Origin of the sequence: Luteimonas sp. MC1782, from assembly GCF_014164605.1 — a bacterium.
Classification (GTDB): Bacteria; Pseudomonadota; Gammaproteobacteria; order Xanthomonadales; family Xanthomonadaceae; genus Luteimonas.
On sequence record NZ_JACJFT010000001.1, the window covers coordinates 998,451 to 1,013,955 of the forward strand.

Consider the following 15,505-nt stretch of genomic DNA (forward strand, 5'->3'; position numbering starts at 1 on the left):
TCAGGCGGCCTGTGCGGGGATGGCGTCGTTGGTATGCGTCATGCGGTTCTGCCGGTCGACGTACACCAGGCTCGGCTTGAACGCCGCCGCTTCGGCTTCGTCGCAGGCGCCGTAGGCGCAGATGATCACCAGGTCGCCGGTCTCGGCCTGGTGCGCGGCGGCCCCGTTGACGGAAATGATGCCGCTGCCTTCCTCGCCACGGATCGCGTAGGTCGCGAAACGCTTGCCGTTGTTGATGTTGTAAATCTCGATGCGCTCGTACTCGCGGATGCCGGCGAGGTCGAGCAGGCGGCCGTCGATCGCGCAGGAGCCTTCGTAATGCAGCTCGGCGTGGGTGACGGTGGCGCGGTGGATCTTGGCTTTGAGGAGCGTGAGGAGCATGGGCGTCGGGCCGTGGGGCCGTCCAGGGGTGGGAATGCGCGGATTCTACAAGATGACGGCCTGACCACCCGCCAACGCCCGGGTCAGGCCGTTCACGCGTCGAGGCTGAATTCCAGGTTGTCGATCAGCCGCGTCCGCCCCAGGCGTGCCGCCACCAGCACGACGCGTTCGCCGCCCTGTTCGCTGCCCGGCTCGGCCAGCAACGGGGTACGCACCACGGCGTAGTCGACCTGGAACCCGGCCGCCGCCAGTTGCGCGCCACCAAACGCTTCGACCTCGCGCCACGGCATGCCGCCGCGCAGCGCATCGCGCATCGCCAGCAGGCTGCGGTGGATCGACGGGGCCAGCGTGCGCTCGCCGGCGGCGAGGTACTGGTTGCGCGAACTGCGCGCCAGGCCGTCGGCTTCGCGCACGATCGGTGCCGGCAGCAGCTCCACCGGGAACGCGAGGTCGCGCACCATGTGCCGGATCACCGCAAGCTGCTGGTAGTCCTTGCGGCCGAACGCCGCGACGTCGGGCTGCACCTGGTTGAACAGCCGCGCGACCACCGTGCACACGCCGTCGAAATGCCCGGGGCGGTGCGCGCCATCCAGCACGTCGGTGATGCCCGGCACCTGCACGCGCACCGCACGCGCCAGGCCCAGCGGATACATCAGCTCCACCGACGGCATCCAGGCAAGGTCGCAGCCGGCGGCCTCGAGCCCGGCCACGTCGGCTTCGGGCGTGCGCGGATACTGCGCGTAGTCCTCGTCGGGTCCGAACTGGGTGGGATTGACGAACACGCTCGCCACCACGCGGTCGGCGCGTGCACGCACCAGCCGCACCAGCGAATGATGGCCTTCATGCAGGTTGCCCATGGTCGGCACCAGTCCGACGCGCAGGCCCTCGCGACGCCAACCGGCGACGCGTGCGCGCAGCACCTCAAGCGTGGTGGCGACTTCGGTCACGTGCCTGCGCTGCCCTTAGGCGTACGAGTGCGCGGCGTCGGGGAAACTGCCGTCCTGTACGGCGGCGATGTAGGCGCGCGCGGCGCCCTCGACCGAACCGCCCTCGGCAAGGAAGTCCTTCACGAACTTCGGGCGGCGATGGCCGGAATCGAGGCCCAGGAAATCATGCATCACCAGCACCTGGCCGTCGCAGTGCGGGCCGGCGCCGATACCGATCGTGGGCGCGGCGCTGTCGCGGGTGATGTCGGCGGCGAGCGGGGACGGCACGCCCTCCAGCACCACCAGCGTGGCGCCGGCATCGACCACGGCGCGGGCGTCGGCGCGCAGCTTGGCGGCGGCGGCATCGTCGCGGCCCTGCACCTTGAAACCGCCAAAGCGCAGCACCGACTGCGGCGTCAGGCCGAGGTGCGCGGAGACCGGGATCTCGCGCTCGGTGAGGAAACGGATCACATCCAGCTTGTGGTCGGCGCCTTCCAGCTTGACCATCTGCGCGCCAGCCTGCAGCAGGCGCGTGGACGCATCCAGCGCGCGCTCGGGCGTGGCGTCGGCCTGGAACGGCAGGTCGGAGACCAGCAGCGCGTGGCGCACCACGCGCGCGACGCAGGCGGTGTGGTAGGTGATGTCGTCGACGGTCACCGGCAGCGTCGAATCGCGCCCCTGCACCACCATGCCCAGCGAATCGCCGATCAGGATGAGGTCGATGCCGGCGGCGTCGAACACGCGCGCGAAGCCCGCGTCATAAGCGGTCAGCATCGTCAGCTTGCGGCCCGCGCGACGCGCGTCGGCAAGTCCGGGCACCGTCATCGGACGGCGTTGTTCAGTGGTGGCCATGGATGGAGTGCTGCAACCGGAAACCAGGGGAGATGGCCATGTTACGCCGACGCCGCATGCCCCGGCTCCAGCGCCACCACGCCACTGGCGTCCACCTCGGCCAGCAGCGCGCGCACCGAGCCGTGGCCGGGCACGTCCAGGTCCGGCGCGATCTCCGCCAGCGGCACCAGCACGAAGGCGCGCAGGTGCATCTGCGGGTGCGGCAGCACGAGTCCGGGCACCTCCACCACCGCGGTGGCGTGCACCAGCAGGTCGAGGTCCAGCGTGCGCGGACCCCAGCGGCTGCCGTCGGCCGCGCGCTCGCGGCCGTGGTCGCGCTCGATCGCCAGCAGTGCGTCGAGCAGCGCGCGCGGCGCGAGCGTGGTCTGCAGCGTGGCGGCGGCGTTGATGAAATCGGGCTGCGCCTGCATGCCCCAGGCCGGCGTGCGGTAGCACCGCGAAGCACGCAGCAGCCGCGTGCCGGGCAATGCGTCAAGCGCCGCCAGCGCCGACGCCAGCGCGTGGCGCACGTCGCCGACGTTGCCTCCCAGGCCGACGGCCGCGATGACGGCCGGCGCGGTCATCCCGCCTGCGCGGGACGCGGTCGGCGGCGGCGGCGGCGCGGCGGCGCGGCCTCGTCGTCGGCCTCGAACGCAGAGCTGATGGCGATCGCGTTGTCGGGATCGAGCTGGGCCTCGCGCCAGAACGCGATGTCCTCGGCGTGGTCGTCGGACGCCGCCTGCCTGGCCAGCAGGAAATCAAACGCGGCGCGGAAGCGCGGGTGCGCGATCATGCGCGTCACGCGCTTGCGCTGGCGCTGTCCGAACCGCGACTGCATCAGCCAGATCTCCTGCATCGGCACCGAGAAGCGGCGCGGCAATGCGATCGCCTCCAGCTGGTGCACGGTGACGCGGTCGGCGGCGCGGCGCTGGGCATCGGCGGCGTGCACGTCCTGCGCCTGCAGGCTCATCAGGGTGCGGCAATAGGCCGGCCACAGCAGCAGCGCGAACAGGAACGAAGGCGATACCGGCTCGTCGGCCGCCACCCGCGCATCGGTGCCGCGCAGGCCTTCGATCAGCACGCGGCGCAGCGCGCCGCTGCGGTTCGCGGCCAGCGCCGCGGCGCTTTCGGGCAGCAGCGCGCGCAGCAGGCCGTGGCGCTCGAGGCCTTCGAAACTCGCGACCGCGTGGCCGGACAGGAACATCTTCAGGCATTCCTCGAACAGCCGCGCCGGCGCGGCCTCGGCCAGCAGCGGCGCCAGTGCATGCAGCGGCGCCGCGGTGGCGTCGTCGATGCGGAAGTCGAGCTTGGCCGCCAGGCGCACCGCGCGCAGCATGCGCACCGGATCCTCGCGATAGCGGGTCTCCGGATCACCGATCAGCCTGAGCACGCGGTTCTGCACGTCCTCGAAACCGCCCACGTAGTCGCGCACCGAGAAGTCGTCGATCGTGTAGTACAGCGCGTTGGCGGTGAAGTCGCGGCGGATCGCGTCGTCCTCGACGCTGCCGTACACGTTGTCGCGCAGCAGCCGGCCGCCTTCGTGCGTCTGGCGGTCGCCGCTGCCGTCGTCGACGTTGGCGCGGAAGGTGGCGACCTCGATGATCTCGCGGCCGAACACCACGTGCGCCAGGCGGAAGCGGCGGCCGATCACGCGGCAGTTGCGGAACAGCGCGCGTACCTCGTCCGGCGTGGCGCTGGTGGCGAGGTCGAAATCCTTGGGATTGCCGCCCACCAGCAGGTCCCTGACCGCGCCACCCACCAGGTAGGCGTCGTGGCCGGATTCGCGCAGGCGGTAGAGGACGCGCAGGGCGTTGGGACTGATGCCCTTGCGGGAAATGCAGTGCTGGTCGCGGGGGATGATCCGCAGGACTGGGGAGTCGATGGTTATGTCGTTGGGCATCTGTAAAAAGTTCAGGGTGGGGCTGCCAAACAGCTCCCGCAGCTGGTTATACTAGCAAGCCACGCTGCGTTGACGACGCTGTCGTGGGGCCGGTCGTCCAACCGGTGCCGCCCTTACGGTCGGCGATGCAACATCCAGCTCCCTTCGTCTAGAGGCCCAGGACGTGGCCCTCTCAAGGCTAAAACACGGGTTCGAATCCCGTAGGGAGCACCAATCCAACAGGGCCCGCAACCGGCGACGGATGCGGGCCCTGTCTTTTTGCGCGACGGCCACGCGCCGCCAGCGGCCTGCCTGCTGGCGCTACAATGGCCGGCCTGCAACGGACCCTGCCCGCGCCATGCCCTTCGTCGTCACCGAAAACTGCATCAAGTGCAAGTACACCGACTGCGTCGAGGTGTGCCCGGTCGACTGTTTCCACGAAGGACCAAACTTCCTGGTGATCGACCCCGACGAGTGCATCGACTGCACGCTGTGCGAACCGGAGTGCCCGATCGGCGCGATCTATCCCGAGGACGACGTGCCCGCGGGGCAGGAAGGCTTTCTCGCGCTGAACGCCGAGCTGTCCAAGGAGTGGCCGGTGATCACCACCCGCAAGGACGGCCCGCCCGACGCCAAGGAATGGGAAGGCAAGCCGAACAAGCTGCCGCTGCTCGAGCGCTGAGCAACGCCTGCCGCGCTTACGGCGCCAGGCCTGCCTTCAACGCCGCGATCACCTTGACCGCGCCTTCGCCGGTGGCGGCCAGCCCGCGCGGATCGACCGCGGAGACATAGGTGCCGCCATCGACCTTGGTCACGCGCACCAGGAACTTGCTGTCGGCGTAATCGATGTCATAGGTGCCAAGCAGCTGCGCCTTGCTGACCACGGTGACGCCGTCGATGCCCTGCAGCAGGCCTTCGACGCGCTGGAACACCGCGTCGCGCTCGGCGGCCACGGTGAAGCCGTTGCTGGCCGCGGCCATGGCGGCCGCCGGGGCCGACATGCTCGAGCGGCTCACGCCGCCGGCCTCGGGCATGCGCAGCGCCGAGCTGGTGTCGGGGCGGTCGAGATCCGGCGGCACTTCCAGCGGACGGTTCTCTGGGCTCGGCGTGAACAGGGCGCTGTCCTTGCGGAACCAGCTGCAGCCGGTGGTGGCGACCAGTACGACGGCGAGCGCGGCGACGGTGGTCGAGCGAAGGGCTGTGCGGGAAAGCGGCATGACGGTCTCCTGGGAAAGCGGTTCAGGCCGCGAGCTGGTCGCGGCAGGATTGTTCGAGGGCCTCGAGGCCGGCGGCGATGCCGTCGGCCGCGGCGGCATGGGCATGGGACAGCGGCAGCAGCGGCAGGCGGATGCCGTCGCGATGGCCGAGGCCGCGCCTTGCGAGCAGCGCCTTGACCGGGATCGGGTTGGATTCCACCCCGCAGAACGCGACCGTCTCGCCCAGCCGCGCATTGAGCGCGGCGGCCGCCACGGCATCGCCGCTGCGGGCCAGGTCGCACAGCAGGCGGAACGCCGCGGGCGCGGCGTTGGACGCCACCGACACCACGCCATCTGCGCCGGCCAGCATGTCACGCACGGCCGTGGGATCGTCGCCGCTGAGGATGCTGAAGCCCGGGCCGCGCAGGCTCAGCAACGCCTGCATGCGGTCGGCGTCGCCGCGCGCTTCCTTGATGCCGATGATGGCCGGATGCGTGGCCAGCCCGGCAACGGTGGCCGGCAGCATGTCGCAGCCGGTGCGCGGCGGCACGTTGTACAGCACCACCGGCAGCGCGCCGTCGTCGGCCACGGCGCGGTAATGCGCCAGCAGGCCGGCCTGGGTGGGCCGCACGTAGGGCGGCGTGACCACCAGCGCCGCATCGGCGCCACACGTGGCGGCGCGACGCGTCTGCGCAATGGTGCGCGCGGTGGCCGACTGCCCGGTGCCGGCCAACACCGGCACATGCCCCGCCACCTGCACCACGGCGGCACGCAGCAGGGTCTCGTATTCGTCGTCGGTCAGCGCCGCGGCCTCGCCGGTGGAACCGGCGACCACGAGCGCCTGGGTGCCCGCCGCCAGCTGCGCGGCGATCAGGCGCTGCCAGGCGTCGAGGTCAAGGTCGCCGGACGCCGTGAAGGGAGTCACCAGCGCGGTGATGCTGCCGGAAAGATGCAAGCTGGGCCTTCGAGGGGAAACGTGCGGAACGCGGCGCAAGTATGCGCGCGGCGGGGTCGATCTTACTTGCGGCCTCGAAGCGCGGGCAAGTATGCTGGCCACAGCCTCCGGGCGCCCGCGGAGCCTGCGTTCAGGCCCCGGCGGGAAGCGGCTCCCCGGGTCTCCTTCGCCATCGCCGCTCCCGTGGAACCCGCCTTGACCGACACCGACACCACCGCCCGGCCCGCGCCGACCGAAAACCACCTGCTGATCAACGCCTACACGACGCATCCCCGCTCGCCGCTGCTGGCGGTGTCGCGACGCATTGCCGACAGCGGCTGCAACCTGGTCGACACGCGCCTGTCGACCGTTGGCCGCGATGTCTCGGTGACCGCGCTGGCCACCGGCTCCTGGGACGCGGTCGCCAAGCTCGAGGCCATGCTTTCGCGGCTGGAGCGCGAGGAAGACCTGAAGCTGGTCTGGTACCGCACCGGCCCCAAGCCCATCCAGTCCAACCTGCTGCCGTACATCGTCGAAGTGGTGGCGTCGGACAAGCCGGGGATCCTGTTCCAGCTGGCGGATTTCTTCGACCACCAGAACATCACCATCGAAAGCCTGCACTGTTCGCGCTACCGCGCCATGCAGACCGGCGCCGACATGTTCTCGGCGCAGATCACCATCGGCGTGCCGGCCGACATGCACATCGCCGCGCTGCGCGACGACTTCCTCGAGTTCTGCGACCACCTCAACCTCGACGCCATCATGGATCCGATGAAGTTCTGACGCGGGCGCCGAAAGCAGACCGATGAACGAGAACGACACGATCGACCGCGCCACGCGCAAGCTTCCGCTGCAGCTCTCCGGTGGCAGCACGACCACGCTCGATGCGCATGCGGGCCGCTGGCTGGTGCTGTACTTCTATCCCAAGGACGCCACGCCCGGCTGCACCACCGAGGGCCTGGACTTCAACGTCCTGCTCGCCGATTTCCATGCGCTGGACGCCGACGTGCTTGGCGTCTCGCGCGACACGGTGAAGTCGCACGACAACTTCTGCGCGAAGCAGGGCTTCCGCTTCCCGCTGGTCAGCGATGCCGACGAGGCCCTGTGCCGCGCCTTCGACGTGATCCGCGAAAAGAACATGTACGGCCGCAAGGTGCTCGGCATCGAGCGCAGCACGTTCCTGCTTGATCCCGCCGGCCGCATCCATCGCGCCTGGCGCAAGGTGCGCGTGCCGGGCCACGCCCAGGCCGTGCTCGACGCCCTGAAGGACGCGCGCTCCAGGTGAGCCGCCCCCGCGCAGCACGGCGTCCCCGCCCTCCCGCGCACACCCCGCCGGCCTGCCGCCGCGCGCATCCGTTTGCCATCTTCCACTGACGGGACTGGAGTCCTGATGATCACAGACGCGAAGCTGATATACGTGCTCGACACCAACGTGCTGATGCACGACCCGACCGCGCTGTTCAAGTTCGAGGAGCATGACGTCTACCTGCCGATGCAGGTCATCGAGGAGCTCGACAACGGCAAGAAGGGCACGACGGAGGCGAGCCGCAACGCACGCCAGGCCAGCCGCTTCATCAACGAACTGATCGAGGCGCAGGGCGCCGACCGCATCGCCTCCGGTCTCAGGCTGGAGCGCCCCGGCGGGCTGCAGCTGCGCGGCACCGGCAGCTCCGGCTGCCTGCGCTTCCAGACCACCGCGCCCAGGGAGGATGCCGGCTCGTTCGCGGTGGCCGGGCCGGACAACCGCATCCTCGGCGCGATCCTCGACCTGCGCCGCGCGGAGCCCGACCACCCGGTGGTGTTCGTCTCCAAGGACATCAACCTGCGCATCAAGGCGGCGATCGCGGGACTCGCCAGCGAGGACTACGAGAACGACCGCGCGCTCGATGATTTCAGCCTGCTCTACACCGGCGCCACCGCGCTGCCGGACGATTTCTGGCAGCGGCATGGCAAGGACCTGAAGTCCTGGACCGAAAAGGGCCGCACCTACTACGAGCTGCGCCGCAGCGACGAGGACGACTGGTACCCCAACCAGTACCTGTACCTGCCCGGCGACGAGGATGCCGAGCTGCGCGTGGCGAAAGTGGAAGGCGACCGCGTCACGCTGCAGATCGTCGACGACTACCGCAGCCACCAGCATGCGGTGTGGGGCATCGTGGCGCGCAACCGCGAACAGAACTTCGCGCTGAACGCGCTGATGGACCCGGAGATCGATTTCGTCACCCTGCTCGGCACCGCCGGCACCGGCAAGACCTTGCTGGCGCTCGCGGCGGGCCTGGCGCAGACGATGGATGCGCAGCGCTACCGCGAGATCATCATGACGCGCGCCACCATCAGCGTCGGCGAGGACATCGGCTTCCTGCCGGGTACCGAAGAAGAAAAAATGACGCCGTGGATGGGCGCGCTCACCGACAACCTGGAAGTGCTGATGCCGCACAACAAGGAAGGCGGCAGCTGGGGCCGCGCGGCCACCAACGACCTGCTGGCGTCGCGCATCAAGATCCGCTCGATGAACTTCATGCGCGGGCGCACCCTGCTCGATCGCTGGCTGATCCTCGACGAGGCGCAGAACCTGACCCCCAAGCAGATGAAGACATTGATCACGCGCGCGGGCCCGGGCACCAAGATCGTATGCCTGGGCAACGTGGAGCAGATCGATACGCCCTACCTCACCGAAACCACCTCGGGCCTGACCTACGCGGTGGATCGCTTCAAGCACTGGGCGCACAGCGCGCACGTGACGCTGCGCCGCGGCGAGCGCTCGCGCCTGGCGGATTACGCGTCCGAGGTGCTGTAAGGGCGTCGCCGCGGGACGGCAACCAGCCACGTCTTCCCTCCGCGCCCGCGGGGGAAGACCCCGGGCGTGCGGTCACTCGTCCTGCGACGCCTTGTCGCTCGTGCGTGCGGCCTGCGCATGGCGCAGCGCGGACGCGAGATCCTTGAAGTAGCTGGCGGGGTCGTCGCGACGGATGATGTCGGCGCGAACCAGCTTGCGCAGGACGGCGAGGTTGGCGCCGCTCAGCAGCACCTGGATGCCGCGCGCGCGCAGGCCGGCGATCGTCGATTCGAGGCGCTTCAGGCCGGTGGCGTCCATGAAGGGCACGCGCTCGAGCCGCAGCACGACATGGCTTGGCGCGATGCGCGACCACGACAGGGCACGCTGCAGCGAGTCGACGGAACCGAAGAAGAACGGTCCCTCGATCGCGTACACCAGGACGTCCTCGGGCAGCGCCTCCATGCCGGCCAGGGCGAGCTCCTGCTGCAGGCTTGCCTGCCCGTGCTGGACCACCTCCACCGAAGCACTCATCCGGCGCATGAACTGGAACATGGCCAGGATCACGCCGATGTTCACCGCCACCACCAGGTCGGTCAGCAGGGTGAGCGCGAAAGTGACCAGCAGGATTGCCACGTCGGCGCGCGGAGCCCTGCGCGCCATGCGCAGGAAGCGCCCTGCCTCGCTCATGTTCCAGGCGACCACGAACAGGATCGCCGCCAGCGCGCACAGTGGCACCTTGCCCGCGTAGGGGGCGAGGACCACCAGCACCAGCAGCAGGGTGATCGAGTGCACCATCGCGGCGAGCGGTCCGGTGGCGCCGTTGCGGTGGTTGGTGGCGGTGCGCGCCAGTGCGCCGGTGGCGGCGATGCCGCCGAACAGCGGCGACAGGATGTTGGCGATGCCCTGCCCCACCAGCTCCTGGTTGGAGTCGTGGCGGGTGCCGCCCATGCCGTCGGCGATCACCGCCGACAACAGCGATTCGATCGCGCCGAGCATGGCGATGGTGAACGCCGCCGGCAGCAGCAGCGTGACGGTGTCGAAGTCCATGTCCGGCCAGGCGAACGACGGCAGTTCGCGCGGGATCGCGCCGAAGGCCGATTCGATCGTGGCCACGCCCGCCGGCGCGAACGCGGCGTTGAACGCGGTGGCGGCGAGCATCGCCAGCAGCGGACCCGGCACCTTTGCCAGGTACGGCAACCGCGGGCCCAGCACCGCCAGCACCAGGCTGCCCAGCGCCAGCAGCGTGGTCGGCAGGTGCAGCCCGGGCAGCGCCTGCAGCAGGCTCCAGGCCTGGTGGTAGAACGCCCCCCCGGCCGGTGCCGGAAGCCCGAAGAAGTACTGCCACTGGCCCACCCAGATGATCACCGCGATGCCGGCCGTGAAACCTACGATCACCGGATCGGGGATGAAGCGGATCACCCCGCCAAGCCGCGCAAGCCCCATCACCACCAGGATCACCCCGGCCATCAGCGTGGCCACCAGCAGCCCCTGCACGCCGAACTCGGCGACCACGCCGGCGAGGATGACCACGAAGGCGCCGGTTGGGCCGGCCACCTGGATGCGGGTACCGCCGAACAGCGCCACCGCCGCGCCCGCGATGATCGCGGTGTACAGGCCCTGCTCCGGCTTGACGCCGCTGGCGATCGCGAACGCCATCGCCAGCGGCAGGGCGACGATGCCCACCACGATGCCCGCGGTGATGTCGGCGAGCCAGCGCTCGCGCTTGAACAGGCCGGCGCGCCAGGCTTCGACTGCGGCGATCATGCGGTGGGGGCCTCGGCTTCCATCGGGGACCTCCCCATCATAGGCAGCGAGGACCCGGCACAATAGGCGCATGTCCAAGACCATCGTTTCCGCGCTGACCATCGCCGGCTCCGACTCCGGCGGCGGCGCCGGCATCCAGGCCGACCTCAAGGCGTTCGCCGCGCACGACGTGCACGGCCTGTCGGCGATCGCCGCGCTCACCGCGCAGCACACGCGTGGCGTGACCGCGGTGCACGTGCCGCCGGTGGCGTTCCTGCGCGCGCAGATCGACGCCTGCTTCGACGATTTCAACATCGGCGCGGTCAAGCTCGGCATGCTGGCCTCGGCCGAGGTGATCCACGCGGTCGCCGACGCACTCGAGGTGCACCGGCCAGCATGGCTGGTTGTCGATCCGGTCATGGTGGCCACCTCCGGCGCGCGCCTGCTCGAAGCCGACGCGCTCGATGCCATGCGCACGCGCCTGCTGCCCTTGGCGGACCTGCTGACACCGAACATCCCCGAGGCCGAACTGCTGCTCGGCGCGTCGATCACGGACGCGGCGGACGCGCGCGACGCGCTTGCGGCGCTGCGCGCGATGGGCGCGCGTGCCGTGCTGCTGAAGGGCGGGCACCTCGCCGAAGGCGGCGTTGTGGTCGACCGGCTGGCGGATGGCGCGGATGTCCACGAGTTCCGCCAGCCGCGCATGGACGTCGATGGCCATGGCACGGGCTGCACCCTCGCCTCGGCGATCGCGGCGAACCTCTGCCTCGGTCGCCCCATGGCCGCGGCCTGTGCCGAGGCCGTGGCCTACGTGCACCGTGCGCTGCAGCTCGGCATCCGCCCGGGACGCAGCGACGTGCTGGTGCTTGGCCACATGGCGGCGCGCCGGCGGTGATCGGTGCCGGCGATGCGCGCGTGGTTGCACTCAGGACCGGCGACGACCACCGCTACGAGCTGCTCGCGCGCATCCCGGCGCAGCCACGCCGCAGCCTGCTGTGGCTGCCGGCGCTCGGCATCGCGGCGCGCCATTACCTGCCATTCGCCGACGCGCTTGCCGAGCGCGGCACGGCGGTCTTCATCCACGAATGGCGCGGCCATGGCAGCAGCAGCCTGCGCGCCGGCCGCGCGGTGGACTGGGGCTATCGCGAGCTGCTCGAACACGACATCCCGGCCAGCGAGGCCGCGATCGACGCGGCCCTGCCCGGCCTGGCGCGCGTGGCCGGTGGCCACAGCCTCGGCGGCCAGCTCGCCTGCTGCAGGCTCGCGCTCGCCCCGGACGCGGCCACGACGCTCTGGCTGGTGGGCAGCGGCGCACCGTGGTGGCGGGCCTTCCGCCTGCGCGAACGCATGTGGCTGCCGATGGCGTACCGCTTCCTGCCCTGGCTGGCGGATCGGGCCGGCGCGCTGCCAGGGCGCAGCATCGGCTTTGGCGGCAACGAAGCACGCGGACTGCTGCGCGATTGGTCCGCCACGGCCATCAGCGGCCGCTACGCGGTGCGCGGCCTGGGCGACCTGGAGCCACGCATGGCCACGCTCGACATACCGGTGCGCGCCACGCTCCTCGAGCGCGACTGGCTGGCCCCCGCCTCATCGCTGCATCACCTGCTCTCGAGACTGCCCAGGTCACAGGCCCGGGTCACCACGCTGTCGACTGCCCAACTGGGCGTGCCCGCGGACCACTACGCATGGATGAAGTCGCCGCACGCGGTCGCCGACTCGCTCGGAAGCTGAACATACGCGGCTGACCAGGCGCAGCACGCTCAAGCGGTGACCGGGCGCACCGGGCTTTGCCGTTGTTACTGGCAATCCCGGTTCCGTGGAAGTGCAGCACATGATCGTGTTCCGATTGATCGCCACCCTCGCGCTCGCTGCCCTGCTGGGCGCATGCGCATCGAGCCGCGGCAGCGTGGATGTCCCGCCGGACCAGCCGCGCGCCGCTGTCGGCGAATACCTGATCGGTGTCGACGATATCGTCCAGGTGACGGTGTGGCGCAATCCCGAACTGGGGATCACGGTACCGGTGCGGCCGGACGGCAGGATCTCGGTGCCGCTGGTCGGTGACGTGGTGGCCGGTGGCCTCGCCCCCTCGGCCGTGGCCGCCGACATCCAGCAGAAGCTTGCCGCCTTCGTGCGTGACCCGCAGGTCGCCGTGATCCTGACCGACCTGCGCAGCCACGAATACCTGTCCCGCGTGCGCGTCACCGGCGCCGTGCGCCAGCCGATCTCGATCCCGTACCGCCAGGGGATGACCGTGCTCGACGCGGTGCTGGCGGCAGGCGGCGTCAACGAGTTCGCGGCGTCCGACCGTGCCGCGCTGTACCGCCGCAACGACGAGTCGACCACGACCTATGCGGTGCGCCTGGACCGCATCCTCGACCGCGGCGACCTGACCACCAACCACCGGGTGGCACCAGGCGACGTGATCACGATTCCGGAGCGTGCATTCTGATGGCTTCCAACGCCCTGGCCGCGCCGCGACGTCCCGGCCTTCCGCAGCCCAGCACGTCCGAACTCACGCCAAACGAGCTTCTTCCCATCCTGCTGCGCGAAGTGCGGACGCGCATCGTGCCGCTGGTTTCCATCTTCACCGCGATCGCCCTGCTCACCCTGGTCGTGGGCCTGTTCGTGATCCCGCGCATCTATACCGCGTCGGTCACGATCCTCGCCCAGGACAGCGACATCATCCAGCCGTTGCTCGAGGGCCGCGCGGTGCCCACCGGCGTGGCCGACCGCGCCGGCATGGCGCGCCAGATCGTCTACGGCCGCAAGGTCCTGTCGGCCGCCATGGCTGTCGGTGGCTGGCTTGATGAAAATCCCAGCGCGCTCGAACAGGACCGGCTGATGGAGGACATCCGCAACCGCACCCTGATCGAGAGCCCGCGCCCGGAACTCGTGCAGATCAGCTACCGCGACCGCGACCCCGAGCGCGCCTTCCGCATCACCGAAGCCTTCGGGGCCATGTTCATGAGCGAGGCCGCGGCGGCCAAGGGACGCGAGAGCCGCGAGGCCTACGAGTTCATCGACAGCAAGGTGCAGGAGTACCACGCCAAGCTGTCGAGCGCCGAGGGCAACCTGCAGGAATACCAGTCCCGCAACGTCGACGCCCAGCCCGGCAGCGCCGCCGATGCCACCTCCAGGATCGGTGCACTGCGCACCCAGCTCGAGCAGACGCGGATGGCCTTGCTGGAGCATGAGTCGCGCGAATCCTCGATCGAGGCGCAGCTCTCCGGCGAGTCCGCGGTCACCGCCGTGCAGACCCGCGAAGGCCTGTACCGCACACGCCTGATCGAGCTCCAGTCCGAGCACGACCGGCTGCTGCTGGCCTACACCGAGCAGCATCCCGACGTCGTCCGCCTCCGCCACCAGATCGACGACATCAACCGCATGCTTGCCGACGAGCGCAGCCGCCGCGAATCACCCGGTGGTGCACGCGGCCTGTCCGACGAGGCGCAGGCCAACCCGCTCTACCAGGAGCTGCGCAGCCAGCTGGCGCAGGCGCGGCGCGAGACCGCGGCCACGCGCTCGCGGCTGCAGATCGCGCAGTCGCTGCTGGATGACGAACTCGACCGGAGCCGGCGGATCGCGGCCTCCGAGGGTGCGCTGGCCGAGCTCACCCGCGACTACGAGGTCAACCGCGAGATCTACCAGGACCTGCTGCGCCGGCGCGAGAACGCGCGGGTGTCGATGGGCCTCGACCAGGAAAATCGCGGCCTGACCCTGCGCGTGCAAGATCCCGCGACCATGCCGCTGCGCCCGACGGGCCTGCGCTTCATGCACATCGCCGCCGCGGGCCTGCTGGTGGCGATCGCGCTGCCGTTGGCGCTGGTGCTCGCGGTGGTGCGCCTCGACCCGCGCGTGCGCTCGCCCCATCTCATCGTGAAGCACACGCAACTGCCGCTGCTGACCACCGTGCCCGCCTATCCGACTCCGGGCGAGCGCCGCCGCGAGTACGCCTCGATGGCCCTCGCCATCGCGATGGTCGGCTCGGTGGTACTGGTCTATGTCTTCACCTACGCCTACAAGGTCGTGGCCGCATGAGCACCGCATCGTTGATCGACCCGCACCCGGCGCGCGACGCCGCGGAGCCTGCCGCCGACGGCGCGGCAACACGCCACGAAGGTTCGCGCCACCTGGCCCGCGTCCAGCAGGCGCCCCTCTCGCCGCGTGCGCTCGAGGAGCGTCGCCTGATCCATCGCCAGGATTCGGTCCGGGTCCAGGCCGATGCGTTCCGCGACCTGCGCACCAGGCTGCTCAACCTGCGCGGCAACCAGAACTTCATCACCCTGGTGGCGCCGGTGGCGCACGGGTGTGGCGGCAGCTTCGTCGCCCGCAACCTCGCGCTGGCCTTCGCATTCGACGAAGCCAAGACGGCGTTGCTGGTCGACTGCGATGCGCTGCACCCGAGCCACCACATGGCACTCGCCGCCGGCAGCGACAACCGCGGGCTGATGGACTACCTGGGCGGTGGCATCGACGACCTCGCCGAGATCCAGTACCCCACCGGCATCCCCCGCCTGCAGCTGATCCCCAACGGCAGCGTCCGCGAGATCGCCGGCGAGTACTTCACCTCGGCGCGCGCGCGGACCATGATCGATTCGCTGCGCTCGGCCGACCCGAACCGCTACATCATCCTCGATGCGCCGTCGGCCCTGAATTCCCCCGACGCACGCATCCTGTCGGACCTTGCCGATGTCGTGGTGCTGGTTGCCGGCTACGGCAAGGTGACCCTGGACGCGATCGACAAGGCCGCGGCCAACTTCGACCCCGACAAGCTCGCCGGCATCGTGTTCAACGACAACCACTGATCGCCAACGGAGGGGGATTGCCAATGGGAAGGTC

General features: G+C 70.2%; 17 protein-coding genes and 1 tRNA gene. 10 read left to right on the forward strand and 8 right to left on the reverse strand.

All coding sequences use genetic code 11. From position 1 onward, the window contains the following. The 5 genes from panD to pcnB all read right to left on the reverse strand — a co-directional run bounded on the left by panD (position 1) and on the right by pcnB (position 4,038). Positions 1-381: an aspartate 1-decarboxylase gene (panD, locus tag H5368_RS04720; protein ID WP_182821852.1), complete on the reverse strand. Its 381-nt coding sequence runs from the start codon at positions 379-381 to the stop codon at positions 1-3. 92 nt (positions 382-473) lie between these two features. Then, a complete protein-coding gene (gene panC, locus H5368_RS04725) occupies positions 474-1,328 on the reverse strand; it encodes a pantoate--beta-alanine ligase (RefSeq protein WP_182821854.1) in 855 nt (284 codons plus the stop codon). Between the two features lie 15 nt (positions 1,329-1,343). Further along, the gene (gene panB, locus H5368_RS04730) at positions 1,344-2,159 is read right to left on the reverse strand and encodes a 3-methyl-2-oxobutanoate hydroxymethyltransferase (protein WP_182821856.1); all 816 of its coding nucleotides are present in this window, start codon (positions 2,157-2,159) and stop codon (positions 1,344-1,346) included. Between the two features lie 41 nt (positions 2,160-2,200). Beyond that, positions 2,201-2,722, reverse strand: coding sequence for a 2-amino-4-hydroxy-6-hydroxymethyldihydropteridine diphosphokinase (folK, locus tag H5368_RS04735; RefSeq protein ID WP_182821858.1), 522 nt, complete (start codon positions 2,720-2,722; stop codon positions 2,201-2,203). Next, positions 2,719-4,038: a polynucleotide adenylyltransferase PcnB gene (gene pcnB, locus H5368_RS04740; RefSeq protein ID WP_182821860.1), complete on the reverse strand. Its 1,320-nt coding sequence runs from the start codon at positions 4,036-4,038 to the stop codon at positions 2,719-2,721. The genes folK and pcnB overlap by 4 nt, the downstream gene beginning before the upstream one ends. A 137-nt stretch (positions 4,039-4,175) precedes the next feature. Between pcnB and H5368_RS04745 the strand changes: the two genes are divergently transcribed. Continuing rightward, positions 4,176-4,251 (forward strand) — tRNA-Glu (locus tag H5368_RS04745). Between the two features lie 124 nt (positions 4,252-4,375). Next, a complete protein-coding gene (gene fdxA / locus H5368_RS04750) occupies positions 4,376-4,699 on the forward strand; it encodes a ferredoxin FdxA (RefSeq protein WP_182821863.1) in 324 nt (107 codons plus the stop codon). 16 nt (positions 4,700-4,715) lie between these two features. Here fdxA and H5368_RS04755 read toward each other — a convergent pair whose 3' ends face one another. Beyond that, positions 4,716-5,234, reverse strand: coding sequence for a hypothetical protein (locus H5368_RS04755; protein ID WP_182821865.1), 519 nt, complete (start codon positions 5,232-5,234; stop codon positions 4,716-4,718). A 22-nt stretch (positions 5,235-5,256) separates the two neighbouring features. Continuing rightward, on the reverse strand, positions 5,257-6,168 hold the full coding sequence (gene dapA, locus H5368_RS04760; RefSeq protein ID WP_182821867.1) for a 4-hydroxy-tetrahydrodipicolinate synthase: 912 nt from the start codon (positions 6,166-6,168) through the stop codon (positions 5,257-5,259). Between the two features lie 66 nt (positions 6,169-6,234). Between dapA and H5368_RS04765 the strand changes: the two genes are divergently transcribed. From H5368_RS04765 to H5368_RS04775, 3 genes are all read left to right on the forward strand, one after another. Then, positions 6,235-6,930, forward strand: a complete 696-nt coding sequence (locus tag H5368_RS04765) for a glycine cleavage system protein R (protein ID WP_255486348.1) — start codon at positions 6,235-6,237, stop codon at positions 6,928-6,930. Positions 6,931-6,952: 22 nt separating this feature from the next. Continuing rightward, on the forward strand, positions 6,953-7,432 hold the full coding sequence (locus H5368_RS04770) for a peroxiredoxin (RefSeq protein ID WP_182821870.1): 480 nt from the start codon (positions 6,953-6,955) through the stop codon (positions 7,430-7,432). Positions 7,433-7,540: 108 nt separating this feature from the next. After that, on the forward strand, positions 7,541-8,944 hold the full coding sequence (locus H5368_RS04775) for a PhoH family protein (RefSeq protein ID WP_182823760.1): 1,404 nt from the start codon (positions 7,541-7,543) through the stop codon (positions 8,942-8,944). Positions 8,945-9,016: 72 nt separating this feature from the next. Here H5368_RS04775 and H5368_RS04780 read toward each other — a convergent pair whose 3' ends face one another. Continuing rightward, positions 9,017-10,687 (reverse strand): SulP family inorganic anion transporter, encoded by a 1,671-nt coding sequence (locus H5368_RS04780; protein WP_182821871.1) that lies wholly within the window; start codon positions 10,685-10,687, stop codon positions 9,017-9,019. Between the two features lie 70 nt (positions 10,688-10,757). Between H5368_RS04780 and thiD the strand changes: the two genes are divergently transcribed. The 5 genes from thiD to H5368_RS04805 all read left to right on the forward strand — a co-directional run bounded on the left by thiD (position 10,758) and on the right by H5368_RS04805 (position 15,471). Next, the gene (thiD, locus tag H5368_RS04785; RefSeq protein ID WP_182821872.1) at positions 10,758-11,561 is read left to right on the forward strand and encodes a bifunctional hydroxymethylpyrimidine kinase/phosphomethylpyrimidine kinase; all 804 of its coding nucleotides are present in this window, start codon (positions 10,758-10,760) and stop codon (positions 11,559-11,561) included. 20 nt (positions 11,562-11,581) lie between these two features. Next, complete coding sequence (locus tag H5368_RS04790; RefSeq protein WP_182821873.1) at positions 11,582-12,397, forward strand: alpha/beta fold hydrolase; 816 nt, start codon at positions 11,582-11,584, stop codon at positions 12,395-12,397. Between the two features lie 100 nt (positions 12,398-12,497). Continuing rightward, positions 12,498-13,115 (forward strand): XrtA/PEP-CTERM system exopolysaccharide export protein, encoded by a 618-nt coding sequence (locus tag H5368_RS04795; RefSeq protein WP_182821874.1) that lies wholly within the window; start codon positions 12,498-12,500, stop codon positions 13,113-13,115. Beyond that, complete coding sequence (locus H5368_RS04800) at positions 13,115-14,704, forward strand: XrtA system polysaccharide chain length determinant (protein ID WP_182821875.1); 1,590 nt, start codon at positions 13,115-13,117, stop codon at positions 14,702-14,704. Before H5368_RS04795 ends, H5368_RS04800 begins: the two co-directional genes overlap by 1 nt. After that, entirely contained in the window at positions 14,701-15,471 is a 771-nt protein-coding gene (locus H5368_RS04805) for a CpsD/CapB family tyrosine-protein kinase (RefSeq protein ID WP_182821877.1), read from the forward strand. Before H5368_RS04800 ends, H5368_RS04805 begins: the two co-directional genes overlap by 4 nt. Positions 15,472-15,505: the final 34 nt, after the last annotated feature.

Bases quoted from the DNA above. Each gene is read 5' to 3' on its own strand.
- panD (WP_182821852.1), bottom strand. From the start codon at position 381: ATGCTCCTCACGCTCCTCAAAGCCAAGATCCACCGCGCCACCGTCACC.
- panB (WP_182821856.1), bottom strand. From the start codon at position 2,159: ATGGCCACCACTGAACAACGCCGTCCGATGACGGTGCCCGGACTTGCC.
- folK (WP_182821858.1), bottom strand. From the start codon at position 2,722: ATGACCGCGCCGGCCGTCATCGCGGCCGTCGGCCTGGGAGGCAACGTC.
- pcnB (WP_182821860.1), bottom strand. From the start codon at position 4,038: ATGCCCAACGACATAACCATCGACTCCCCAGTCCTGCGGATCATCCCC.
- fdxA (WP_182821863.1), top strand. From the start codon at position 4,376: ATGCCCTTCGTCGTCACCGAAAACTGCATCAAGTGCAAGTACACCGAC.
- H5368_RS04755 (WP_182821865.1), bottom strand. From the start codon at position 5,234: ATGCCGCTTTCCCGCACAGCCCTTCGCTCGACCACCGTCGCCGCGCTC.
- H5368_RS04770 (WP_182821870.1), top strand. From the start codon at position 6,953: ATGAACGAGAACGACACGATCGACCGCGCCACGCGCAAGCTTCCGCTG.
- H5368_RS04780 (WP_182821871.1), bottom strand. From the start codon at position 10,687: ATGATCGCCGCAGTCGAAGCCTGGCGCGCCGGCCTGTTCAAGCGCGAG.
- thiD (WP_182821872.1), top strand. From the start codon at position 10,758: ATGTCCAAGACCATCGTTTCCGCGCTGACCATCGCCGGCTCCGACTCC.
- H5368_RS04795 (WP_182821874.1), top strand. From the start codon at position 12,498: ATGATCGTGTTCCGATTGATCGCCACCCTCGCGCTCGCTGCCCTGCTG.
- H5368_RS04800 (WP_182821875.1), top strand. From the start codon at position 13,115: ATGGCTTCCAACGCCCTGGCCGCGCCGCGACGTCCCGGCCTTCCGCAG.
- H5368_RS04805 (WP_182821877.1), top strand. From the start codon at position 14,701: ATGAGCACCGCATCGTTGATCGACCCGCACCCGGCGCGCGACGCCGCG.